We start from the raw sequence: 22,584 nt of genomic DNA on the forward strand, positions 1-22,584 counted from the left end.
GGTCGGCTGTCTACTGGGCAGCCGCCTCCCTGAGAGCGTCGAGCAGTGCGCGCAGCGCGGGCTGCGGGAGCGATGTCTCCCGTACGGCCGCGTGGATCCCACGGACCGGTTCCGGTCCGCGGACCCTGCGCACGACGACTCCGGGGTGGCGGCTGCCCAGTGCTGTGCGCGGGATGAGGCTGATACCGAGACCGGCGGCGACGAAGCCCTGCGCTGTCGCGTAGTCCTCGCTCTCCACCACGAAACCCGGGCTGAACCCGGCCGCGCCGCAGGCGTTGAGGACGACGTCGAGGCAGGGGCCCGGCCACTCGCTGCCGACCCAGGCTTCGTCGGCGAGGTCGGCCAGGTCGATCACGCGCTGTGCCGCGAGCCGGTGGCCCTTGGGCAGCACGGCGTTGTACGGATCGTCGAGCAGATGGACCAGGCGGACGCCGTCGCGCGGCCGGTCCACCGGCTGGACGACGACCGCGAGGTCCGCGCGGCCCTGTTTCACCTCGGGCAGCGGGTCCTGGGGATCGATCAGCTTGAGATCGACCTTGACTCCGGGATGCGTACGGCGCAGGGCCGCCAGCGCCGGCGCGACGAGCGTGGCGCCGGCGGTCGCGAAGTAGCGGATGGCCAGCCGGCCGGTGCGCCCCTCGCGCAGATCGGCCAGCGCAGTCTCGGCCTCCGCGATGTTCTTGCTGATGACGGCGGCATGCTCGGTGAGCAGCCGGCCGGCGGCCGTCGGCTGTACGCCGCGGCCGACCCGTTCGAGCAGTGCCGTGCCTGCCTGCTTCTCCAGCGCCGCGACCTGCTGGCTGACGGCGGACGGCGTGTAGCCGAGGTTGGCGGCCGCGGCGGTCACGGAACCACTGGTGACCACGGCCCTCAGGACCTGCATTCTGCGCACATCGAGCATGTAGTAGAGGTTAACGCTCCCTACAAGACTTTTCACTGGTGCTGTCGAGTTGACTGAGGCACGGTGGACCGCGAAGACGGCCGGTCGATCGACGGACGGCCGGTGGAGGGAGACTCTCGTGGTCAGCGGCGGCCGTGGAACGCTGGTGCGGATGGGCGTGCTCGCCCTGCTGTGGGGGTCGGCGTTCCTGTGGATCGAGGTTGCCCTCGACAACGGCCTGACGCCGGCTCAGATCACCTTCGCCCGGTGCGCCCTCGGTGCGCTGGTGCTGCTGGCCCTCGCCTGGTCGGCGCGGCAGCGACTGCCGCGCGACCGTGCGACCTGGGGGCGGCTGGTCGTCGCGGCGTTCTTCTGCAACGCGCTGCCGTTCGCGCTGTTCAGCATCGGACAGCAGACCGTCGACTCGGGAGTGGCGGGCGTACTGAACGCCACAACTCCCCTGTGGTCACTGCTGATCGGCATCGCCATCGGCACGGAGCGCCGCATCCGTCCGGTCCGGCTGGCCGGGCTGCTGCTCGGCTTTGCGGGCACCTTGCTGATCTTCGCCCCGTGGCAGCAGGACGGACTGATGGGCCGGGGCGCGCTCGCCATCCTGGGAGCCGCACTGAGTTACGCCGTCGCGTTCGCCTACATGGCACGCAAGCTCACCGGCAAAGGCTCGGCACCCCTCGCGCTCTCCGCGGCCCAACTGCTCACCGCGACCGGTCTGAGCACCCTCGCCCTGCCGGCCGGGGGCACGGCGACCGGGCAGATCACCTGGGTCGGCGTCATCGCACTTGTGATCCTCGGAGTCTTCGGGACCGGGTTCACCTTCGCCCTCAACTACCGGCTCATCGCGGACGAGGGAGCGACCAGCGCGGCCACGGTGGGCTATCTGCTGCCGGTGGTCTCGCTGGCGCTGGGCGCGATCGTGCTGGAGGAATCGCTCACATTCCGCGTCGTCGCGGGGATGGCCGTCGTGCTCGCCGGGGTGTCTCTGACCCGGTGGCAAAAGCGGACAGAGTCATCGTCGTCGCAGGTGGAAGCCGATGTGGCAGGTACCGCTCGATAGCCACGCGACCGGACAACTTCGGACCAACTGACCGACCAGACAGTCCATGTAACAATGCTCGGCACCACCTACCCACGGGTAACGTGTGCCGTCCTTCGGCATGCCCGCCCGCAGGCCGAGCGCCGAGGCATTCGAGGTACCACGCGATGTCGCACCACCCGCCACAGCCCTCATTCCCCGAATACCCCGAACACTCCGGATACCAGAGATATCCCGACTACCGTGCGCAGCCGGGGCAGTACCAGCAGTACTGGCAGCAGCCGGCCGTGCCTCAGCATCCTTGGGACGATCCGGAGCCTCTCCGACCGGAGCCGGCGCCCGAACCTCATCGTGATGTGCGCGCGCTGAGCCATGCGTACAAGAGGCTGCGCCGCGTGGCGACCTTCACGGCGCTCGGGTGCTTCGTCGCCTTCCTCCTACTTTCCGCGTACGCCCCCGACCTGATGACCGGCACTCTCAGCGGCGGGCTCAACACCGGCATCCTCCTCGGCCTGCTTCAGCTCCCGGTGATGCTCGCCGCCGTTGCGGCGTACGAGCGGTCCGCGCGGCGGCGCGTCGACCCGCTGGTCGAGGCCGTGCGCGTCCAGCACCTCCAGAACGACCAGAACGACCAGGGAACACGCCGATGAACGGGTTCAGCTCCGAGGCCCAGACCATGTCCCTCGTCGCCTTCATAGCGGTCATCACGGTGACGCTGCTGCTGTGCGTGATGACCGGACCCGACCGGGACGACCTGGACGAGTTCTACACCGGCTTCCGTTCGCTCTCCCCGATGCAGAGCGGCCTCGCCATCGCGGGCGACTACATCTCCGCGGCCAGCGTGCTCGGCACCATCGGCGTGATCACCCTGGCCGGCCAGGACGGGCTCGTGCTCGCCCTGAGCACAGCGCTCTCCCTGGTGCTGGTGATGTTCCTGCTCGCCGAACCGCTGCGCAACGCCGGCCGGTTCACCATGGGCGACGTCCTGACCCGCCGCGGGCCGAGCTCCGCGGTCCGCGTCACGGCCTGCATCGTCACCCTCGTCGCGCTCTTCCCGCTGCTGATCTTCCAGCTCGCCGGCGCCGGTGATCTGCTGGCCTTCGTTCTCGGCATCGACGCCGCCGGGTTCAAGACCGGCTCCATCGTGCTGCTCGGCCTGCTGATGATCATCTACGCGGCCATCGGCGGCATGAAGGGCACCGCGTTCATCCAGATCGTCAAGACCGTGGTGCTCTTCGCCGCGGCCGTCGCCATCGCGGCGCTGGTACTGAACCGCTTCGACTTCAGCGTGCCGTCGCTGCTTCAGGCGGCCGCCCGTGGCAGCGGCGCGGGCGAGGCTTATCTCGCGCCCGGGCTGCAGTTCGGCGGAGACGACCTCGACATGATCAGCTCCCAGCTGACCGTCGTCCTGGGCGCCGCCTGCCTGCCGCACATCACCATGCGCATGTTCAGCTCCCGCAGCGCCGTCGCCGTACGGCGCTCGATGTCCTGGGCCGTGTCGACGGTGGTCGTCATGTGCATTCTGAGCGCGGTCATCGGCTTCGGCGCATCCGCGATCGTCGGCCGGCTGCAGATCAGCGCCGCCGATCCGCAGGGCAAGACCTCCATCCTGCTGGTCAGCCAGGCCGTCATGGGCAAGGAGGTGTCGCTGCTGGAGACGCTGGTGTTCACGATCATGACCACGGCCATCTTCCTGACCCTGCTCGCGTCGGTCGCCGGCATCACCCTCGCCTGCGCCAACTCCCTTGCACACGACCTGATCGCTCACGGTCTGCGCCGCAGGAAGGAGCTGGAGCACCGCACCGAGATGGTGATCGCCCGCTCCACCGCGGCCGCGGTCGGCGTCGCCGCGATCATCCTCGCGGCAGCGTCCCGACACCAGAACCTGCAGGCCATGGTCACCCTGTCGTTCTGCCTCGGCGCGTCCGCGATCGCACCGGCGCTCATCTACAGCCTGTTCTGGCCGCGCTTCACACGACAGGCCATGCTCAGCACGCTGATCGCGGGTTCGGCCAGCGTCCTGATCCTGATCACCGGCACCACGCTGGTCTCCGGTTCGCCGAGGGCGATCTTCCCGAACAGCGACTTCACCTGGTTCCCGTACACCACCACCGGGCTCATCAGCATCCCGGTCGGATTCCTCGCGGGCTGGATCACCACACGACTGACCAGCAAGCCCCTCACCACTCAGGAACCCGAGCTGGACACACAGATCCTGACGCTCCGTTAGCATCTGACGCCGACCGATCGGAGTTGCCCATGGCACGCACCTTCAGCGTTTCGGACAGCATCGTGATCGCCGCCGATCCGTCGGCGGTCTACGACCAGGTCAGCCACCCGGCCCAGATGGGCCGCTGGAGCCCGGAGAACCGGGGCGCAACGGTGCACGGCGACACCGAAGGCGCGTATGTGGGCATGGTCTTCGACGGTCACAACAAACGGGGACCGGTCCGCTGGACCACGCGCTGCACGGTGACGGCGGCGGACGCGGGCGCGCATTTCGCCTTCCGGGTCCACGCGATAGGCCCGCGCAAGCCGGTGCTGCCGGGCCGCATCGCCACCTGGGAGTACCGCTTCGACGCGGTCGACGGCGGGACGCAGGTGACCGAGACCTGGACGGACGACCGGCGGAACTGGCCCGACATCATGGCCAACGCCTTCGACCGGATCGCCACGCGCGGGTTCACGTTCGCCGACTTCCAGCGCCGGAACATCCGCATCACGCTGGCCAATCTCAAGAAGGCGCTGGAGCAGCCGCCCACCGTGTGACGACGGCTGATTCTGGCCGCGGCCGGAGTCAGTCGGTGGACAGCCCGCCGGCGGCCCCGGCCAGAGCCTCGAGCACCGGCTGTATCAGCGGATGCCGCTCCGCCCCGCGGCGTACCGCGGCGAACACCCGGCGGGTCGCCGCCGGGCCCGCGACCGGGCGTACGACGGTGTCCTTCAGCTCCATGCCACGCAGCGCGGAGCGCGGCACCAGCGCCACGCCCGCTCCCGCGCCGGCGAGTGCCACGACCGCGCGGAAGTCGTCGGAGAGATGCATCAGACGGGGCCGGAAGCCGGCCAGTTCGCAGGCGAGCAGCACCATGTCGTGGCAGGGGTTGCCCGGGTGCTGGCCGATCCAGTCGCTGTCGGCGAGCTGGGCGAGTTCAACCTGTTCGGCGTCGCCGAGCGGGTGGTCGGCGCGCAGGACGGCGTCGAAGGGTTCCGCGTACAGCGGCACGCGGGACAGCCGCGGGTCGTCCGCGCCCGGAGCGCCGCGATATTCGACCGCGACGGCCAGATCGGCTTCGCCGTCGAGGACCAGCGGCAGGCTCTCGTCGCCCTCGGCGTCCCGTACCCGTACCCGGATGTCCGGATGGCCGACGGCGAGACGGCCGATGGCCGGGGCGACGACCTCCGCGATGCCGGTCGCGAAGGCGGCGACGGTGACCTCGCCGGCCGCACCGCCCGCGTACGCCGCGAGTTCCGCCTCCGCCCGCTCCAGCTGGGCGAGCACGGTGTGGGTGTGGCTCAGCAGGATCTCGCCGGCCGCCGTCAGCTGCACCCCCTTGCCGCTGCGGATCAGCAGCGTGTGGCCGGTCTCCTGCTCGAGCGCGTTGAGCTGCTGGGAGACGGCCGAAGGGGTGAGGTACAGCGCGGAGGCCGCGGCGGTCACCGTACGGTGGTCCGCCACGGCCCGCAGAATGCGCAGCCGCCGGGGGTCGATCACCCGGCCATTTTGCCAGCCGCCGTCAGCGCCGGCGTACCTCGGCTCCTTTGCAGGTCAGCCCTGCCGTACGACAGCCGTTCCGCACGCCGGGCCGGAGCGGGTCAGTTCTGCCGTACGTCAGCCCTTGAGTGCCGTACGGGCGTCGATGAACGCGGCGACGGCACGCTCCACGTCCTTGGTGGAGTGCGCGGCCGAGAGCTGGACGCGGATACGGGCCTGGCCCATCGGCACGACGGGGTACGAGAATCCGATGACGTAGACCCCGCGCTCCAGCAGGAGCTCCGCCATCCGGCCGGCCTCGGCGGCGTCGCCGATCATGACGGGCGCGATGGGGTGGTCGCCGGGCAGGATCTCGAAGCCCGCCTCGGTCATCTTCGTACGGAAGAGCTTGGTGTTGGCGTTCAGGCGCTCGCGCAGCTCACCGGCCGACTCCAGCAGGTCGAGGACCTTCAGCGAGGCCGCGGCGATCACCGGGGCGAGCGAGTTGGAGAAGAGATACGGGCGCGAGCGCTGGCGCAGCAGCTCGACGATCTCGGCGCGGGCCGCGACATAGCCGCCTGACGCGCCGCCGAGCGCCTTGCCGAGCGTGCCGGTGATGATGTCCACGCGGTCCATGACGCCCGCCAGCTCCGGGGTGCCACGGCCTCCGGGGCCGACGAAGCCCACGGCGTGCGAGTCGTCGACCATCACCATCGCGTCGTAACGGTCGGCGAGGTCGCAGATCTCGGCGAGCGGGGCGACATAGCCGTCCATGGAGAAGACGCCGTCCGTGACGACGAGCCGGCGGCGGGCGTCCTGGGTGTCCTTGAGCTGCTGCTCCAGGTCGGCGAGGTCGCGGTTGGCGTAGCGGTGGCGGCGGGCCTTGGACAGCCGGATGCCGTCGATGATGCTGGCGTGGTTGAGGGCGTCGGAGATGACCGCGTCCTCGGGGCCGAGGAGGGTCTCGAAGACGCCGCCGTTGGCGTCGAAGCAGGAGGAGTAGAGGATCGTGTCCTCCTGGCCGAGGAACGCGGAAAGGCGCGCCTCGAGCTCCTTGTGGACGTCCTGCGTGCCGCAGATGAAGCGCACGGAGGCCATGCCGTAGCCCCAGCGGTCCAGCGCCTCCTTGGCCGCGGCGACGACCTCGGGGTGGTCGGCGAGGCCGAGGTAGTTGTTGGCGCAGAAGTTGAGCACGTCTCCCGACCCGACGGACACGGAGGCGCTCTGCGGCGTGCCGATGACCCGCTCGGGCTTGTAGAGGCCGGCGGCGCGGATCTCGTCGAGGGCGGTACGGAGGTCGTCGCGGACGGACGCGTACATGGTGGTGCTCCTTACGAAAGGCTCGGACGAGAGGGCTCGGAGGCGGAGGCGCTGAGGCGGAGGCTCTGACGAGAGGACGTGGACGAGCAGGCTCAGCGCGTCCAGTCGAGGATGATCTTGCCGCTGCGGGCGGTGGCTGCCTCGTCGAAGGCGGCCTCGAAGTCCTGGAAGCCGTAGCTGCCGGTGATCACGGGGCTGAGATCGAGTCCGCCTTCGAGCAGGACCGTCATCGAGTACCAGGTCTCGTACATCTCCCGGCCGTAGATGCCCTTGATCGTGATCATCGAGGTGACGATCTTCGACCAGTCGACGGCGAACTCCTGCGCGGGCAGCCCCAGCATGGCGATGCGGCCGCCGTGCGTCATGTTGTCGACCATGTCGCGCATGGCCTCCGGGCGGCCGGACATCTCCAGGCCGATGTCGAAGCCTTCCTTGAGCCCGAGCTGCCGCTGCGCCTCGGAAATGCCGTGCTCGGCGACGTTCAGTGCGAGCGTGGCGCCGGCCTTGCGGGCGATGGCGAGGCGTGACTCGCTCACATCCGTGATCACGACACTGCGCGCGCCCGCGTGCCGGGCGACGGCTGCGGCCATGATGCCGATCGGTCCGGCGCCGGTGATCAGCACGTCCTCGCCGACGAGCGGGAACGAGAGCGCGGTGTGCACGGCGTTCCCGAACGGGTCGAAGATCGCGGCGATGTCCAGGTCCACCTTCGTGCGGTGCACCCAGACGTTGGACGCGGGCAGCGCCACGTACTCCGCGAACGCGCCGTCGCGGCCGACGCCGAGGCCGACGGTGCTACGGCACAGATGGCGACGGCCGGCCAGACAGTTGCGGCACTTGCCGCAGACGAGATGGCCCTCGCCGCTCACCACGTCGCCGACCGCGATCTCCTCGCGGACGTCCGCGCCGACGGAGACGACCTCGCCGACGAATTCGTGGCCGAGCACGCGCGGCGTGCTGACGGCCTGCTGGGCCCAGGCGTCCCAGGACCGGATGTGCAGATCGGTGCCGCAGATGCCGGTACGGAGCACCTTGATGAGCACGTCGCCGGATCCGGTCTCCGGCTCGGGCACGTCCATGAGCCACAGGCCGGGCTCGGCGTGCTGCTTGACAAGTGCCTTCATCGGTGCGGCTCCAGGCGGGGCGTCGGAAGGGACTGGCATACGGCTGCGACAGTTGCGGCAACCACGACAAACTATGACAGCGCCGGTCAATGGACCTGCACCAATCTGCCCATCGCGGCCCTGAGAGTCCATCGAGGATTTCTTAAGCGGGGCAACAGCAGAGCTTCATGTGGCGTGGGAGCCGCGAGAGGCGGCGTGCGGGTTGAACCGTCGCCGCGGGCCCCGGCGTCCACGTCCATGAGAGACAGACACGTCCAGGGACATATTCAAGGACACATCGAACGGCATCGAAGGACAAGTCGAAGGACCTGTTGTACGGCGAACGGGGAGCCGAGCCGCACCATGCAAGGCTTCACCGAACTCCGGCCAGGGCCGCTCGCTGAGGTGCGCAATCTCCTGGCGCAGCCTCCCGGCGCGATCTCCCGGCGCGGCCTCAGGCGGGGCGGCCCAGCTCCTTGCGGAAGAGGTCGAGCACATTGCCGCCGAGGATCTTGCGGATGGTGTCCTCGGACAGCGCACGGCGCTGCAGCGCTTCGGTGACCAACGGAAGGCCGCGAGGCCCTTCGAGCCCGGGCAGCGCCCAGTCGAAGCCATAAGGCTCCTCGCAACAGGGCGGGGTGATGTCGTCGTTCACCTCCTGGATGAAGTCGGGCCCGAGGCCGACATGGTCGGCGCCGGCGATCTCGGCGATGTGCACGATGTGGTCGGCCAGCCGGTCCAGGGTGGCGCCTGCGGGTTCGGCGGCCAGGAACTCCGGCAGGAAGTTGACGCACACGGTGCCGCCGGTCGCGGCGATGCCGCGTATCTGCTCGTCGGTGAGATTGCGATGGTGGTCGCGCAGGGCGCGGGCAGAGGAGTGGGTGGCCATCACCGGCCGCGTGGCGAGCTCCAGGACGTGCTCGACCCCGGAAGCACTCAGATGCGAGACGTCGAAGAGCATCCCCAGTCGCTCCATCTCCGCCAGTGCCTCGACTCCCGCCTCGGTGAGCCGGCTGCCCGTGGCGTCCTCACCGCTGCCGTCGGCGAGCGGAGTGCGGCTCCAATGGGCGATGGACGCGATGCGCACACCGAGCCGGTGGAGGGTGGAGAACAGTTCCACGTTCGCGTCGACGCCCGGCGCGCTTTCCAGGGCCAGCACGAGCGCGATCTTGTTCTCGGCGAGAGCGGCATCGATATCGGCTCCGTCCAGACAGAGCCGTACCGCGTCCGCGTTGCCTTCGGCGAGGGTGTGGGCGCACTCGATCATCCGCAGCGTCTCGCGCAGGGCTCCATCGGGGCGGAATCTGTCGCCGATGAAAACGGGCAGCACCTGCACATCGACCCCGCCGTCGCGCAGCTGGGGCAGCCAGCGCTCGCGGAAGAACTCCGCCCAGCGGCTCGGCGGCCGGGCAGTGACCGCGATCAGCAGGTCGTTGTGGGTGTCCGCGACAACGGCGCTGCGGTGCAGGTCGTCTGGCACGCTGGGCCTTTCTGTACCGATCGGTTGCGAAGAAACCATGCCTGGAGGTGCCGTGCACGGGGCCGCGGCGGTGCCGAGGCTAGGTGGCTGAACGTGCGGCGGGCGAACGGTTTTCCGCTCGCCGCACGTTGCGTTCCGCCACCACCTCCTGCGCCACGTCAGTCGACGCCGTGACCGCTTCTGGCGCGGCCCGGTGCGCCTCCGGGCTGGCGCGGCACATGCGCTTCAAGCAGCTCCGGCAGAACCGTGGCCGAGGCGTCGCCTCCGCGGTCGGCCAGCGCACGGAGCTGCGCGCGCAGCCTCTGGTTCTCGATGTACATCTCGGCGAGCGCTCGGACTTTCGTACGGACCACCCATGGGTCGACGGGCTTGACCATGAAGTCCGAGACACCGAGCGTGTAGGCACGGGCGGCAAGATCGTCGTCCCTGCCCAGGCCCGTCATCAGCACGACGGGAAGATTCCGGGTGTGGTCCAGCCGCTTGAGATAGGCGAGTACCTCAAGGCCGTCCATCTGAGGCATCACGACGTCGAGGATGACGACCGCGATGCCACCGCGCAGGACGGTCTTCAACGCCTCGTCCCCGCTGCGCGCACGTACCACCGGATGCCCGACGGGGCGTAACAGGCTCTCTATCGCGAAGAGGTTGTCCTCACGATCGTCCACCACAAGGATCTTCAAGGCACAACCCGTGTCCCATATGCGCCTCCCTCGACGGTCGGCCACATCAGCGTACGCCGCACGCTGCGGCGAAGAGCGGCCCCGTCCCTCTCCTCCAGCTCCCGCGGGGCTTCATTCCGTAAAGAAAGTATGGAGCCTTGGGCGGCTCCAAGCACCAGGCGTGGATGCGCCGCTGTTGTCCGAAACTGTGAACTTGGCGCTCTGTAACCGCATCTGTCACACCATCAGCCTCAACCCTTTCTGGGACTTGCAGCCGTGAAAGAACCAGATGCACGCAATTCCGCGGTGGCAGTCCTGGGCCCCATTCGTCGCGATGCAGCCGCGAACACAGCCCGAGGCAGCGGCATATTCGAGCCATCTCGGTATCCGGTCTCCTGTCAGACGACCGGATTCGTCTTTCTGAAGCGCAGACGCCTGAGCAGACCGCGCCGCTGCGGACTGCGACGTACCGGCATCAGCGCCGAAGGCCGGCTCCTCAGGACGGCTCGCGGATCGGCCGTGGTCCGAGACGTCGGATCCGGCGCCGGATCCGACCCCGATGCGGTCCGCGCGCCTGACTTGAGGCCCGGCCTGGGGGCCGGACGCGTCTCCCGAGCCTCGCGCAGCGCCTGCGCGAGGCTCACCCGGTGCCACAGGATCTCGTCCGGATGGTCCGCCAGGAGAAGCCGTTCCACCACCTCGTGCGCGGCCGGGGAGTCCGGTCGGCCCGTCACCAGCTCGGGCCGCAGCACCCGCAAATGCGAGCGTTCATAGGGATCGCTCACCACTTCGGCCATCGTGACCGGGTCGAGTACGGACGCGATCGCCGCCGCCCGCTCCCACGGGTCCGCCATCGACCTCAGCAGCAGGCCGAGCCGTCTGCCGCGCCAGTTGCGCGGACGCCGGTCCTCGCCTCTGTCGACCATCGTGCGCACGGCCGGCGGTGTCCTGCCGCTCAGCAGCGCAGGGTGCGCAAGCGCGAACTCGCTGAGCTCTTCCGCGAGATAGAGCCAGACGACCGCGCGGTAGCGGTTCAGGTAGAACCGGATTGGCGTGAAATGGCCCGTGCGCGCGAGCCGTGTGAAGCGCTCAGGACTGATCGAAATGAGCCTCGCGCCCTCCGTCGTCCCCACGGTCCTCACCCGCTCCCGCAGCGCGTCCGGGAAGCCGTCGGCCGCACGCAGCCGATCGATCTCCTCCTTGGCGATCCGCAGCGGCCCGCCGTTCACCCCTGGCACAGTGCGGACATGGCCCAGCTGGACCGCGAGTTCGAACTCACCCCGCTTCAGCTCCAGTTCCATCGCCGCCCGGCCCGGAGCCATCGCGCGCGTCATTGATTCCTGCACCGTCATAACGGTCTCCCCCGTGAGTCACGAATACTCTCGGTGACGACCGTAGCCCGCTGCGGGCACATCCCGCTCGGCCTGTGGACAACTCCGCAGCGAGCCTCCGACCCGATCAATTCCCCCAGATCAGAGGGTGTTTCCGCCCGCTTGCCTGGCCGCGACTCCCAGATGCTCGCCGACCCGGTTGACCATCAGCGTCATCTCGTAAGCGATCTGGCCGACGTCTGCCTCGGCCTCACTGAGCACGCAGAGACAGCTTCCGTCCCCCGCCGCCGTGACGAACAGCAGCGCCTCGTCGAACTCGACCATGGTCTGGCGGGCCTTCCCCGCGCGGAAGTGCCGTCCGGACCCCCGCGCCAGCGAGTGCAGGCCGGAGGAGACCGCGGCGAGATGCTCCGCGTCCTCGCGCTCCAGGCCCGAACTCGCCCCGGTCACCAGGCCGTCGTTGGACAGCACCAGTGCGTGCCGTATGTGCGCGATCCTCTTCGTCAGATCGTCGAGCAGCCAGTCAAGTCCTTTGTCCAGCGGCATGGTTGGTCCTTCCCCGCTTGTGCGTTCCCCGTGGCCCCGTGTTGCCCGCAAGCCTTTCGTATACGGGACGGGACGGCAAGGTACCGCTAGCCGACTGAATCGAGAAGCCGGGCCGTGTGCATTCGTCCGGCATATTCGACAAGGCGTACGAGTACCTCCTTCCCGGAGTCGCGGTCACGAGCGTCGCACAGGACTACCGGCGTTCCGCGTTCCAGGTCGAGAGCGCGTGAGACTTCATGGGCGCCATAAGTTCGAGATCCGGCAAAACAGTTGACCGCGACAACGAACGGGATTCTGCGGTGCTCGAAGTAGTCGACGGCCGGGAAACAGTCCACGAGCCGTCGGGTGTCGGCGAGGACGACCGCGCCGAGCGCTCCTTGGGACAGCTCGTCCCACAGGAACCAGAAGCGGTCCTGGCCCGGGGTGCCGAAGAGGTAGAGGGACAGGCCGGAGCGGATCGTGATCCGCCCGAAGTCCATGGCGACGGTGGTCGTCGTCTTGTGCCCCACTGCCCCGATGTCGTCGACCTCTGCGCCGGCCTGGCTGAGTTGTTCCTCCGTACGCAGTGGACGTATTTCGCTCACCGCGCCGACCAGGGTCGTCTTTCCCACGCCGAATCCACCGGCGACCAATATCTTCAATGCGAGGGCGGTGCTCTCACCACCGGCGCCATGAGCGCTTTCGGAGGCCATCTGTCACTTCTCTCTCAACTCGGCGCGGTGATATCCCGGCGCAGTCACACGCCAGTACGACGACAGGATGGCAAGTGCGGCTCGATCCCGAGGGAAGGGATCGCATTTGGATCGGTGCGACTGTTCCAGGATCATTCGTTGTCCATTTCTGCCGTCAATTCGATCTGCCCCTGCCGGGCCGGTTGGATATCCACTGGCGGGCGCGGCCGATGCTGTTCGAGGATCGGACCATGCCCAACTTCCTGGAGACCGACCGGCTGGCGCTTCGTCCGGCCGGCGAGGCCGACGTCGATCAGCTGCTCCGTCTCGACAACGACCCCGAGGTCATGCGCTTCATCAACGGTGGCCGGCCCATCACGCGCGAGGCGTTCCTGGCCGAGTCGCTGCCGCGATTTCTCCACCACTACCCGTGCTTCGGCAACCGCGGCGTCTGGGTGGCCGAGGAGCGCACCACCGGGGCGTTCCTCGGCTGGTTCGAATTCCGGCCACAAACGGACGATGATCCGGCCGTGGCCGAACTCGGATACCGGCTGGGCCGGCCCGCCTGGGGCCGCGGCTACGCCACGGAAGGCGCGCACGCATTGATCCTCAAGGGGTTCACCGAGCTCGGCGTGGATCTGGTCACCGCGAACACGATGACGGTCAACGCCCGTTCGCGGCGGGTCATGGAAAAGGCGGGTCTGAGCTATGTCCGGACCTTCTTCGACGAGTGGCCCGAGCCCATCGAGGGCGGCGAGCTCGGTGATGTCGAATACGTGCTGACCAGGGCCGACTGGCTGTCGCGGAACGCCACGCGATGAGCGCGTGCTACAACGCCCTCAGGCCCTCGATCACCTCCCTGAGAATCTTCTCGTCGGGCAGCTGCGCGGGCGGTACCGGACGGCTGACCCTGACATAGCCCGCTTCGAGCAGGTCGCCGAGGAGTACGCGCACGACTCCGACCGGCAGATCGGCGTCGGCCGCCAGTTCCGCGACTGACTGGGTCTCGCAGCGGCACAGAGTGAGCAGGGCGCGGTGTTCCGGGCCGAGGAGGGACTCCTCGGCCGAGGCGGGTGCGTCGGCCGCGATGTCGACGAGCGCGATGAGGTCGAACCGCACGTTGCTCGGTCCCGGCTCGGTCCGGCCCCCGGTCATCGCGTACGGGCGAACGAGCGGGCCGGCGTCGGCGTCGTACCACTCGCTGCCGGGGACGTCCGTGTCTGTGGCCTCAGTCATGGTCTGCTGCCTCGGTCATCCGTCTGCCTCGGTCATTCATCAGGTCGCGATGATCCGCGGCGGGGTCCGCAGGTGCTCGCCGACCCGCTTGACGAGCCGAGCCATCTCATAGGCGATCAGACCGATGTCGGCGACGACGGAGGTGAGTACGGCCAGGCAGGATCCTTCGCCGGCGGCCGCGACGAAGAGGAAGCCGTCGTCCATCTCGACCATCGTCTGGCGTACGCCTCCGGCGTCGAAGTGCCGTCCCGCGCCTTTGGCGAGGCTGTGGAACCCGGAGGCCACGGCCGCCAGATGCTCTGCGTCCTCGCGGGTCAGTCCGTGGGACGCGCCCACGGGGAGGCCGTCGTTGGACAGTACGACAGCGTGCCGGACCTCTCCGACATGGAGGACGAGATCGTCCAGCAGCCAGTCCAGGTCGCCTGTGAAGTGGCTCGCTGCGGCTGACACTTGCTCGGTCATGCTCTGTCTCCTTCACTGCCGGGGGTCCCCGGGCCGGGTGCGGGCGTGCCAGGAGTGGGGGTGCTGCGAGTGGGTGCGCCCGGGGTCCCCGGGCCGGGTGCGGAGGTGCTGTGTGCGGGCATGCCGGGTGTGCGCCTGCCGGGTGTGGCGCCGCCACCTCGGGTCCAGCCGGCGCGGTATGCCGTCATGCGGTCCCGTACCTGTTCGGGAGTGCGTTCCGGACCGGCCTCGGTCGCGGTCAGGTCCTCTTCCGGCTCCTCGGCTGAGGGAGCTTCGCGCAGCTGCGGGACGAGGTGCGCCTGCTTGACGCGGCGCGGGAGTTCCCCTTCCTCGGGCAGGGGTTGGGCGCTGCGCAGGCGCAGGGCGGTGACGCCCGGCGGCGTCGGGGCCTCGGCCTGTGCCTGGAGCGCCGGGCGCCGGGGCGGCGGCGGTACGGACGCGGCGTTGGGTCGCGGCTCGCGCTCGGCAGCTACGCCTTCGGGCCGCCTGCCACCGGCCCCGGGGCCGACGCGGGCGGCTGCCGGGGCGGTGAGCGCGCTCTGCAGCAGAGTGGTCGGCAGCAGCACCACCGCGGTCGTGCCGCCGTACGGCGAGGGGCGCAGTTGGACCTTGATGTCGCGGCGGATCGCGAGCCTGCTGACGACGAACAGTCCGAGCCGCTCGCTGTCGAAGAGGTCGAGCGCCTCGGACTCGCCCAGTCTGCGGTTGGCTTCGGCCATAGCCTCCTTGCCCATGCCAAGGCCGCGGTCCTCGATCTCCAGGGCGTAGCCGTTGCCCACGGGTTCGCCGCTGACCCGCACCTTGGTGTGCGGCGGGGAGAACTGAGCCGCGTTCTCGACGAGTTCGGCCAGCAGGTGCGTGACGTCGGCGACGGCCGCGCCGACGACAGCGGTCTCGGGCAGTTGCCGTACCTCGACGCGCGCGTAGTCCTCGATTTCGGAGACCGCGGCCCGCACGACGCTGGTCAGCGGGACCGGCATGCGCCAGGCGCGTCCGGGCGCGGCACCGGAGAGGATGATGAGGCTTTCGGCGTGCCGCCGCATACGCGTGGTGAGGTGGTCGAGCCGGAAGAGGTCGCCCAGTTCGCTCGGGTCGTCGGCGCGGCGTTCCATGGTGTCGAGCAGGTTGAGCTGGCGATGGACCAGGACCTGGCTGCGACGAGCGAGGTTGACGAAGACTCCGGAGATGCTGCCGGCGAGTTCGGCGCGTTCGACGGCGGCGCTCAGTGCGGCCCGATGGACGATGCCGAGTGCCTCGCCGACCTGACCGATCTCGTCCTCGGCAGGCGGTCCCGGCGGGGCTTCGGCCTGAATGTCGATCTCTTCGCCGGTGCGCAGCCGGCGCATGGCGTGAGGCAGTCGCTGCCGGGCGATTTTGAGTGCGCTGTTGCGGAGGCTGGTGAGTTCGACGACCAAGCCGCGGCCGATGCGTACGGAGATGACCAAGGAGGCGGCCACGGCTGCGAGTCCGAGCAGGACGGCCACACCGGCCGGCGTGAGAAGTCCTTCCGCCATCGGATCGGCACTGTCGGCCGCGCTGCGGCGGGCCTCGGTCTCGATGGCACGCATTCCGTCGCCGACGGCCGTGTGCGCCTTGTCCCAGGTGGCGGCCGGGACGACTTGTGCCGCCTTGCGGCCGGCCGGCGCTGTGAGCACCGTGTTCTCGGCTGTCTCGAGCTGCCGGTAGCCGCTCTGCTTGGCGAGCTCTCGCCAAGCTGCGCGCTCGGGGCCGCGAAGGTCGGTGGCGGCGGCTACGGTAAGTGTTCTACGAGTCGCGACGGCTCCGGTGAACAGCCGAAGCCGTTCGGCGGCAAGGGATTTGCTGAGCTGTGCCGAGCCGAGGAGCGCGTCCTCCTGCGCGAGCATCTCGCCGGCCTTGGCGAATTCCAGGAGGACGCGGGCGTCGGAGGCGGGTCCGGCGTCGTGGATTCCGGCGAGTGCACCTGAGACGTCGAAGGCAGCGGTGACAGTGGCGGTGTACTGCTCGTAGGTGGTGTCCCAGGTGGCTTTGCCGCCGAGGACGGAGGAGCGGAGCGTACGCAGCTTCTCCGCGCGGGCGACAAAGTGCGCGACCCGCTGCGCCACACCGGCCGGGATGCCGCTCCCGGTTGCGACCGTAGTCCTGTCGTCGAGACGCAGCCTCCGCACCGCGTCGTCGGTACGCCGGGCTTCTTGCTGAAGCGCCGCCGCGCGCTCGTCCGACGGGGCGGCCACCTGGCGTACCGCCGCGCGCCGTTCGGCCTGCAGCGCCGAGACGGCGGACACGACGGGCTCGCGTATCTGGGTGTCGATGCGTTGCAGCTGACGCAGCCGCGACACCTCTTGAGCAGTGGAGACAGTGGCGAATCCCCAAAGTGCGAGCAGGGAGACGACAGGCACCATCAGAAGGGAGATGATCTTTGCTCGTACGGTTCTGGCGCGCGGCAGGCCGCGCCCGCGCAAGGCGGTGGACGACTGTGGCGGATCGTCCAAGTGCGGTTCCTGGCCGGTGTGTTCGACCGCGGGCGGCCCGGCGTGTGCGCGTCGTCCGCGGACTGCCGTCGCCGGTGCGGGCGGCAGTGGGGGCGGCGGGGTCTGGGCGGCGCCCTGGTTCCTGCGGGGTGTGCGCATGGCCTCCTCGTTCCGGGTACGGGGCTGGGGTGCGGCAGCGGTCGGGGGCTAGGCGTTGGCAGCGGTGGAGGTGGCGGAACCCGACGAGGCAGAAGTGGAGGTTCGGGAAGTGGATTTGTTCGCGGGCTGATCGGCAGAGGCGGATTCCGCGGGCCGTTCGGCGGACGTGTAGGCGGCGCGTTCGTTCGCCGTCGGGGAGAGTGCGACAAAGGCGGAGGTGACGAAGAGGTACGACCCGAGGCCGACGGCGAGGGGGAAGATGAACTGCATCGTCGTGGCCCCGGGAAGCTCGGTGCCGGAAGGTTCGATCTGCACACTGACCGCGAGCATGCCGGTGTAGTGCATGCTGCTGACCGCCGCGCCCATGACGAGCGAGGCCACGGCGACCGCGACCGGCGATTTGATGTTGAGCGCCGCCCACAGGGCCGCGGTTGCGGCGACCACGGCGATGACGACGGACAGCACGACGAGCAGCGGGTCGTAGCGAACCGTGCCGTGCAGCCGCAGGGCGGCCATGCCGAGATAGTGCATGCTCGCCACGCCGAGGCCGGTGGTGAGGCCGCCGACCAGCAGCGCCCGGAAGCGGTCGCGGCCGAAGCCGACGCAGAACACGCCTACGCCGACGACCAGCATGGCGATGAGGAGGCTGAGGATGGTCAGCGGAACGTTGTAGCGGATGTCGGTGCCGCGTACGGCGAAGCCGAGCATGGCGACGAAGTGCATCGTCCAGATGCCGGTGCCGATCGCGGATGCGGCGGTGATCAGCCAGTTTCGGCGGGAGCGGCCGCTCGCGCCGAGCGCGCGTACGGTGCAGCGCAGTCCCAGGGCAGCGCCGATGACGGCCATCGCGTACGACAGCACGGGGGTCAGCAGGCCGAAGGAGGCGTGGTCCAGGTGTCCCATGGCTCAGGGACGCTAGACCCGCCGGGGGCGCACGCTCAGGGCGCATTTCGAAAGCTGATGGAATATGACAGAGAGAGGATTCAGAACGATCGTGCCGAGGTCGAACATGTGCGCCGGACGCTCGTGTGGGCACCTGTCACTGAGGGATCATGAGGTCATGTCGGACGACCACACACATGTGCAGGATTTCTTCGGCGCCCGCGCCGCAAACTGGGACGCGCGCTTCCCGGACGACGGTCCGGCCTATGCCTCGGCCGTCGCCGAGCTGGGGCTGCGCGAGGGGGATGCCGTACTCGACGCGGGCTGCGGCACCGGCCGGGCGCTGCCGGCGCTGCGCTCCGCCGTGGGACCGGGCGGCACAGTGCTCGGGGCGGATCTGACACCCGAGATGCTGGCAGCGGCCGCGGCCGCGGGACGCGACAACAGTGGACAGTTGCTGCTCGCCGACGTGGCACGACTGCCGCTGCGGGACAGGTCGCTGGACGCCGTGTTCGCCGCGGGCCTGATCGCCCACCTTCCGCAACCGGGCGCGAATCTGCGGGAGTTGGCACGGGTGGTGCGGCCGGGCGGAAGGCTGGCGCTGTTCCATCCGATCGGCAGGGCCGCACTCGCCGCGCGCCAGGGCCGGCAGATCACCGACGACGACCTGCGCGCCGAGCCCAACCTGCGCCCCTTGCTCGCCGGATCCGGCTGGCTCATGACCACATACGTGGACGAGGACAACCGCTTCCTGGCGCTCGCGGTGCGTCAGGACTGAGCCGCTGCACGCGCCGTTCCCCCCGACGGTTGCCGGGAAGCCAACTCGGCGCAGGAATGCAAAACTTGAAAGATCGGTGGCAACTGCCGCCCTGGGGAAGGTGGTCCCGGTGTTCAGCAGACTCCGTAAGCTCCTCGCACCCCGCTCGGAGAAACCGACGGACGCACCGTCCGGCACGCGGCAGCACAATATTTTCGAGGCCGCTGCGTCCTATGTGTCAGGGTGCGCGGAGGACGATCAGGACCAGATGGACGAGGCGGTGAGCTGGGTGTCGCCGGAGGCGCTCTCGTTCGGGATAAACGAGCTGGCCTGCCGGGCTGTCATTGCGCTCGCCCGCGAGCGGGACGAGTCTCCGCAGACCGTGGCGCGTAGTCTCCTCGGCCTGCCTGCCGCCTGACGTCGGTGACGGACAGGTCGTGGCGGGCAAGTGACCGGGCCGGGCTCAGCCCCGTACGTTCGGCGTAGGCGAGTCGCTCCTTGACCTCGCCGAGGGTGCGCGGACGGTAGCCGGGGCCGGAGCAGCAGCCCATGCGGAAGCGCAGTCCCGCGTTGAGCACGGCGGAGAGCGCGCGCCAGCCGGACACGTCGCGGCGGCGCGGCACCGCGAGCGCCGAGCCCGCGTTCAGCAACTGGCCGCCGCACCTCGGGCACAGGTCGGTGCGGACCCTGGCGTAGTCCGGCTCCTTCTTGAAGGAGGCGCGGCAGGGCAGGCAGACGAAGTGGTGACGGGCCGGGGGCATGGTGGGATGCTACGGCCCGGTTGGGGCACGGGTCGCACGATTTTCGCGCCGTGGACCCTCGACGTCCGGGTTACCCACTGGTTATGGTGCGCCGACGAGCGATCGGACAGGGACGATCGGACTGGGAGGGTGATGTGGCCGGGACGGAAGACGCCGTCGACGAAGACGCGCTGTATGTGCTGACCGCCGTGCTGCTGACGCCGGCGCAGTTCCCGAGCGTGCTCGGCGACGACTTCCCTGCCGCCTGCGCGGAGCTGGGCCTGGAACCGTACGACGAGGGGTACGGGCTCGTCCTCGGCCAGGACTCCGGCGGCGCCCGCTGGACGGTCGTGATCGACGACGTGTCGCTCGTCGCCGTCGCCATCGCGTCCTGGGACTGCGGCATGGAGTACGAGCTGTCGCCCAACGAGCGCACCATGGTGGCCGCGCTTCCGGGCTGGCCGCTGGATCTCGCCGTCGCCGCACCGGGAGTGCCCGCGCCGCACGATCCTCCGCCGGAGGAAGGCGACCGGCCGCCGCTCGCACCGCCCGACACCGACAACTGGGGGCCCGCGCAGCGCCGCCTCGGCGCGGACGAGGTCGCGCTCCAGTGGGCGGAATGGCGCGAACAGGTCGACGAAGACGAGGCTTTCCCGTCCCCGGACAAGCCGGCGGACGAGGTCCACCAGCCGCACAAGGGGGTCCGGCGGGCGCTTGCCGAGGCTCGTGGCTATGTGGAGTCGACGCCGCCGACCGGCAGGGTCCGCTCCAGCTTCGCGCCCGGTGGTGCGCGGATGCTGCGGGCCGACGGGCCGGGCTGGTCGATGGTCGCCAGGACCGACGACATCGCCTTTGTCCTGCTGGACGAAGAGCCGTGCGAGGTGCTGACGGTGGGCCGGGGGCCGGACCTGCCGGGCCTCCTGGAGGCGCTGGACAAGATGGCGGTCCGCCCGGCCTGAGCCGGCTGAGCCCCAGACGCGGTCAGACGCGGTCGAGCGGACGGTGCGGACCGGTCGGCAGCTCCACCGTGATCGAGTCGCCCGGCCTGACCACTCCGCCGGTCCGGACGATGCTCATGATCCCGGCCTTGCGCACGAGATTGCCCGCGTCGTCCCGGCCGACGACCCGCTTGAGCAGGCCGCTGCTGAAGGCGTCGATCTGCAGGCACGGGTTGCGTAGTCCGGTGACCTCCACGACCGCCTGTTCACCGAGCCGAAGCACCGTGCCGGTGGGCAGCGCGAGGAGGTCGATGCCGCTGGTGGTGATGTTCTCGCCGAGATCGCCCGGCGCGACCTCGAAACCGGCCTCGGCGACTTCCTCGAAGAGCTCGCGGTGGATGAGGTGGACCTGGCGGAGATTCGGCTGGGTGGGGTCCTGCGCGATGCGGGAGCGGTGCTTGACCGTCACGCCGGCGTGCACATCCCCCTCGACGCCGAGCCCGGCGAGCAGCTTGATGCTGGCGCGGTTCGGCTTGGTGAAGGAGTACTCCGCATTGCTGCTGACCGTGGTGACTCTTGCACTCATCCCGCAATCCCCCTCGTCCGTGCCGGTGATCGATTTCGACTCTGTCCCGGCACGGGCTGAGGGCTGCGGGGTGGTACCCGGCGCTCCGGGGTCAGCGGCCGATCTCCTTGCGGGAGGCACGGCGCAGCCTGCGGCGCTGGCTGGGATCGAGCATCAGATACGCCACCGCCGGCACTCCGATCACCACCAGCAGTGACAGCCAGAATCCGATCAGCGGCATCAGGAGCAGGCCTACGGCCACTCCCCCTATGACGAGCTTTGTACGTGTCGACATCTTCGACGCCTCCTTGCGCGGCCATGGCCGCTCCTGCCGTGTGAACGTGCAGGCACGTCCCACGGTTCCACTATGCGTCGGCTCGCAGCGGTTCGCCGACCTCATGCATATGGGCCAGCGCCTGGCGGTACGACTCGACGAGTCCTGTCTCCGTATAAGGGATGCCGAGCGAGCGGCAGTGGGCTCGTACCAGTGGCTGCGCGAGCCCGAGGTGCGGGCGCGGCAAGCTCGGGAAGAGATGGTGTTCGATCTGGTAGTTCAGTCCGCCCAGGAACCAGTCCGTGACCGGGCCGCCGCGGACATTGCGCGAGGTGAGGACCTGCCGGCGCAGATGACCCCAGCGCTCGTTGCTCTCCTCGTCGGGCATCTCCATGCCCTTGTGGTTCGGCGCAAAGGCCATGCCCAGGTGGAGGCCGAGCAGCATCTGGTGGATGAGCGCGAAGAGCACGGCCTGGCCGAGCGTCATGGTGGTCAGCAGCAGCGTGGCGTAAGCGACGGCGTGCGCGATCAGCAACAGGCCCTCGACCGCACGCTCGCGACGTGAGGGCCGATTGCCGGGCTGCTTCGAGAACACCGCCCGGAATCCGTAGACCTTGAGGGCTATGCCTTCGAGCGTGGTCAGCGGAAAGAACAGCCAGGCCTGGTGGCGGGTGAGCCAGCCGTGCAGCCCGGCGCGGCCCACGGCCTGCTTCTGTGTGAAGACCAGGATGTCGGCGGCGACGTCCGGGTCCTTGTCGATGTGGTTGGGGTTGGCGTGGTGCCGGTTGTGCTTGTCGTTCCACCATTCCTGGCTCATGCCGAGGAGCAGATTGGCGTGGATCAGCTGGATGATCCGGCTCTTCCGGCGGTCGCCGGTGACCTGCGAGTGCCCGGCGTCGTGGCCGAAGAACGCGGTGCGTGCCGACAGCAGGGCGAGCGGCGGCGCGAGCAGGAGCACCCACCAGGAGCCGCCGATCAGCGCCATGCCGGTGATCACGGCGGCGAGGCCGAGCAGATTGAGCGTGATGCCGCGGGCGTACCAGCCGGTGCGATGTTCGAGGAGTCCCTGTTCCTTGACGGTCCGCAGGAGAGGCGCGAACTCGCTTCCGAGGCTCCGCCTCGCTCCGCCTCCTGGTGCGGCCGGCCCGGGTGCCGGTGGAGCGAGAGTGTCGGTGGCCTGAGGCATGACGGTCTCCGGTCTGTGGGCCGTGCGCTGCTGCGCGACTGCTCTGACCTGAGAAAACGTATGTACGGCCACCCCTTCGCGACCATGGCGCCACCACCCGGACCGGGCTGGGGCAAACCCGCGAATCTGGTGGTGCCAAGTACACCCTCCCAGTCGCATGTGAGCCGGATCACGGCCCGGCAGTCTGCGTCCGTGCCGCGCTT

At 69.4% G+C, this 22,584-nt stretch carries 25 protein-coding genes; 8 read left to right on the forward strand and 17 right to left on the reverse strand.

Translation table 11 applies throughout. From position 1 onward, the window contains the following. Positions 1-10 precede the first annotated feature (10 nt). The gene (locus ACH4YL_RS14330) at positions 11-901 is read right to left on the reverse strand and encodes a LysR family transcriptional regulator (RefSeq protein WP_398507603.1); all 891 of its coding nucleotides are present in this window, start codon (positions 899-901) and stop codon (positions 11-13) included. A 151-nt stretch (positions 902-1,052) separates the two neighbouring features. Between ACH4YL_RS14330 and ACH4YL_RS14335 the strand changes: the two genes are divergently transcribed. The 4 genes from ACH4YL_RS14335 to ACH4YL_RS14350 all read left to right on the forward strand — a co-directional run bounded on the left by ACH4YL_RS14335 (position 1,053) and on the right by ACH4YL_RS14350 (position 4,700). After that, positions 1,053-1,952 (forward strand): DMT family transporter, encoded by a 900-nt coding sequence (locus ACH4YL_RS14335; RefSeq protein ID WP_398507875.1) that lies wholly within the window; start codon positions 1,053-1,055, stop codon positions 1,950-1,952. 335 nt (positions 1,953-2,287) lie between these two features. After that, entirely contained in the window at positions 2,288-2,581 is a 294-nt protein-coding gene (locus tag ACH4YL_RS14340) for a DUF485 domain-containing protein (protein WP_398507604.1), read from the forward strand. Continuing rightward, on the forward strand, positions 2,578-4,161 hold the full coding sequence (locus ACH4YL_RS14345; RefSeq protein WP_398507605.1) for a cation acetate symporter: 1,584 nt from the start codon (positions 2,578-2,580) through the stop codon (positions 4,159-4,161). The genes ACH4YL_RS14340 and ACH4YL_RS14345 overlap by 4 nt, the downstream gene beginning before the upstream one ends. A gap of 29 nt (positions 4,162-4,190) precedes the next feature. Further along, entirely contained in the window at positions 4,191-4,700 is a 510-nt protein-coding gene (locus ACH4YL_RS14350) for an SRPBCC family protein (protein WP_398507606.1), read from the forward strand. A 28-nt stretch (positions 4,701-4,728) separates the two neighbouring features. Here ACH4YL_RS14350 and ACH4YL_RS14355 read toward each other — a convergent pair whose 3' ends face one another. The 8 genes from ACH4YL_RS14355 to ACH4YL_RS14390 all read right to left on the reverse strand — a co-directional run bounded on the left by ACH4YL_RS14355 (position 4,729) and on the right by ACH4YL_RS14390 (position 12,753). Beyond that, entirely contained in the window at positions 4,729-5,643 is a 915-nt protein-coding gene (locus ACH4YL_RS14355) for a LysR family transcriptional regulator (RefSeq protein ID WP_398507607.1), read from the reverse strand. A gap of 117 nt (positions 5,644-5,760) precedes the next feature. Continuing rightward, positions 5,761-6,942, reverse strand: a complete 1,182-nt coding sequence (locus ACH4YL_RS14360; protein WP_398507608.1) for a glycine C-acetyltransferase — start codon at positions 6,940-6,942, stop codon at positions 5,761-5,763. Between the two features lie 92 nt (positions 6,943-7,034). Then, entirely contained in the window at positions 7,035-8,066 is a 1,032-nt protein-coding gene (gene tdh / locus ACH4YL_RS14365; protein ID WP_398507609.1) for an L-threonine 3-dehydrogenase, read from the reverse strand. Between the two features lie 433 nt (positions 8,067-8,499). After that, positions 8,500-9,564, reverse strand: coding sequence for a dipeptidase (locus ACH4YL_RS14370; RefSeq protein WP_398507610.1), 1,065 nt, complete (start codon positions 9,562-9,564; stop codon positions 8,500-8,502). Positions 9,565-9,683: 119 nt separating this feature from the next. Further along, the gene (locus tag ACH4YL_RS14375) at positions 9,684-10,190 is read right to left on the reverse strand and encodes a two-component system response regulator (protein WP_398507611.1); all 507 of its coding nucleotides are present in this window, start codon (positions 10,188-10,190) and stop codon (positions 9,684-9,686) included. A gap of 392 nt (positions 10,191-10,582) precedes the next feature. Next, the gene (locus ACH4YL_RS14380) at positions 10,583-11,536 is read right to left on the reverse strand and encodes a DUF6397 family protein (protein WP_398507612.1); all 954 of its coding nucleotides are present in this window, start codon (positions 11,534-11,536) and stop codon (positions 10,583-10,585) included. 120 nt (positions 11,537-11,656) lie between these two features. After that, a complete protein-coding gene (locus ACH4YL_RS14385) occupies positions 11,657-12,061 on the reverse strand; it encodes a roadblock/LC7 domain-containing protein (RefSeq protein ID WP_398507613.1) in 405 nt (134 codons plus the stop codon). Between the two features lie 86 nt (positions 12,062-12,147). Beyond that, complete coding sequence (locus ACH4YL_RS14390; protein WP_398507614.1) at positions 12,148-12,753, reverse strand: GTP-binding protein; 606 nt, start codon at positions 12,751-12,753, stop codon at positions 12,148-12,150. Positions 12,754-12,983: 230 nt separating this feature from the next. On the opposite strand from ACH4YL_RS14390, the gene ACH4YL_RS14395 reads away from it, so the two are divergent. Next, positions 12,984-13,553, forward strand: a complete 570-nt coding sequence (locus tag ACH4YL_RS14395; RefSeq protein WP_398507876.1) for a GNAT family N-acetyltransferase — start codon at positions 12,984-12,986, stop codon at positions 13,551-13,553. A gap of 7 nt (positions 13,554-13,560) precedes the next feature. Here the strand turns inward: ACH4YL_RS14395 and ACH4YL_RS14400 are convergent, their stop codons facing one another. The 4 genes from ACH4YL_RS14400 to ACH4YL_RS14415 are packed head-to-tail and all read right to left on the reverse strand — an operon-like array spanning position 13,561 to position 17,942. Next, on the reverse strand, positions 13,561-13,968 hold the full coding sequence (locus ACH4YL_RS14400) for a DUF742 domain-containing protein (protein WP_398507615.1): 408 nt from the start codon (positions 13,966-13,968) through the stop codon (positions 13,561-13,563). A 39-nt stretch (positions 13,969-14,007) separates the two neighbouring features. After that, positions 14,008-14,430 carry a roadblock/LC7 domain-containing protein gene (locus tag ACH4YL_RS14405; protein WP_398507616.1) on the reverse strand — a complete coding sequence of 141 codons (423 nt, stop codon included), beginning with the start codon at positions 14,428-14,430 and terminating at the stop codon, positions 14,008-14,010. Next, complete coding sequence (locus ACH4YL_RS14410) at positions 14,427-17,039, reverse strand: nitrate- and nitrite sensing domain-containing protein (RefSeq protein WP_398507617.1); 2,613 nt, start codon at positions 17,037-17,039, stop codon at positions 14,427-14,429. Before ACH4YL_RS14410 ends, ACH4YL_RS14405 begins: the two co-directional genes overlap by 4 nt. A gap of 48 nt (positions 17,040-17,087) precedes the next feature. Then, positions 17,088-17,942, reverse strand: a complete 855-nt coding sequence (locus ACH4YL_RS14415; RefSeq protein ID WP_398507618.1) for an MHYT domain-containing protein — start codon at positions 17,940-17,942, stop codon at positions 17,088-17,090. Between the two features lie 157 nt (positions 17,943-18,099). Here ACH4YL_RS14415 and ACH4YL_RS14420 point away from each other — a divergent pair, with 157 nt between their 5' ends. Both ACH4YL_RS14420 and ACH4YL_RS14425 read left to right on the forward strand, forming a co-directional pair. Then, positions 18,100-18,699, forward strand: a complete 600-nt coding sequence (locus tag ACH4YL_RS14420; RefSeq protein WP_398507619.1) for a class I SAM-dependent methyltransferase — start codon at positions 18,100-18,102, stop codon at positions 18,697-18,699. Between the two features lie 109 nt (positions 18,700-18,808). Then, positions 18,809-19,096, forward strand: a complete 288-nt coding sequence (locus ACH4YL_RS14425; protein WP_398507620.1) for a hypothetical protein — start codon at positions 18,809-18,811, stop codon at positions 19,094-19,096. Here the strand turns inward: ACH4YL_RS14425 and ACH4YL_RS14430 are convergent. Continuing rightward, positions 19,020-19,439: a deoxyxylulose-5-phosphate synthase gene (locus tag ACH4YL_RS14430; RefSeq protein ID WP_398507621.1), complete on the reverse strand. Its 420-nt coding sequence runs from the start codon at positions 19,437-19,439 to the stop codon at positions 19,020-19,022. The two genes, ACH4YL_RS14425 and ACH4YL_RS14430, sit on opposite strands and share 77 nt — an antisense overlap. Positions 19,440-19,573: 134 nt before the next feature. On the opposite strand from ACH4YL_RS14430, the gene ACH4YL_RS14435 reads away from it, so the two are divergent. Then, the gene (locus tag ACH4YL_RS14435; RefSeq protein ID WP_398507622.1) at positions 19,574-20,377 is read left to right on the forward strand and encodes a hypothetical protein; all 804 of its coding nucleotides are present in this window, start codon (positions 19,574-19,576) and stop codon (positions 20,375-20,377) included. Positions 20,378-20,399: 22 nt separating this feature from the next. Here ACH4YL_RS14435 and ACH4YL_RS14440 read toward each other — a convergent pair whose 3' ends face one another. The 3 genes from ACH4YL_RS14440 to ACH4YL_RS14450 form a co-directional block, all read right to left on the reverse strand. Further along, positions 20,400-20,942, reverse strand: coding sequence for an MOSC domain-containing protein (locus ACH4YL_RS14440; RefSeq protein ID WP_398507623.1), 543 nt, complete (start codon positions 20,940-20,942; stop codon positions 20,400-20,402). A 91-nt stretch (positions 20,943-21,033) separates the two neighbouring features. Further along, entirely contained in the window at positions 21,034-21,216 is a 183-nt protein-coding gene (locus ACH4YL_RS14445) for a hypothetical protein (RefSeq protein ID WP_398507624.1), read from the reverse strand. A 70-nt stretch (positions 21,217-21,286) separates the two neighbouring features. After that, positions 21,287-22,381, reverse strand: coding sequence for a fatty acid desaturase family protein (locus ACH4YL_RS14450; protein WP_398507625.1), 1,095 nt, complete (start codon positions 22,379-22,381; stop codon positions 21,287-21,289). Positions 22,382-22,584 lie beyond the last annotated feature (203 nt).

The sequence above is a fragment of the Streptomyces sp. NPDC020681 genome, assembly GCF_044334895.1.
Classification (GTDB): domain Bacteria; phylum Actinomycetota; class Actinomycetes; order Streptomycetales; family Streptomycetaceae; genus Streptomyces.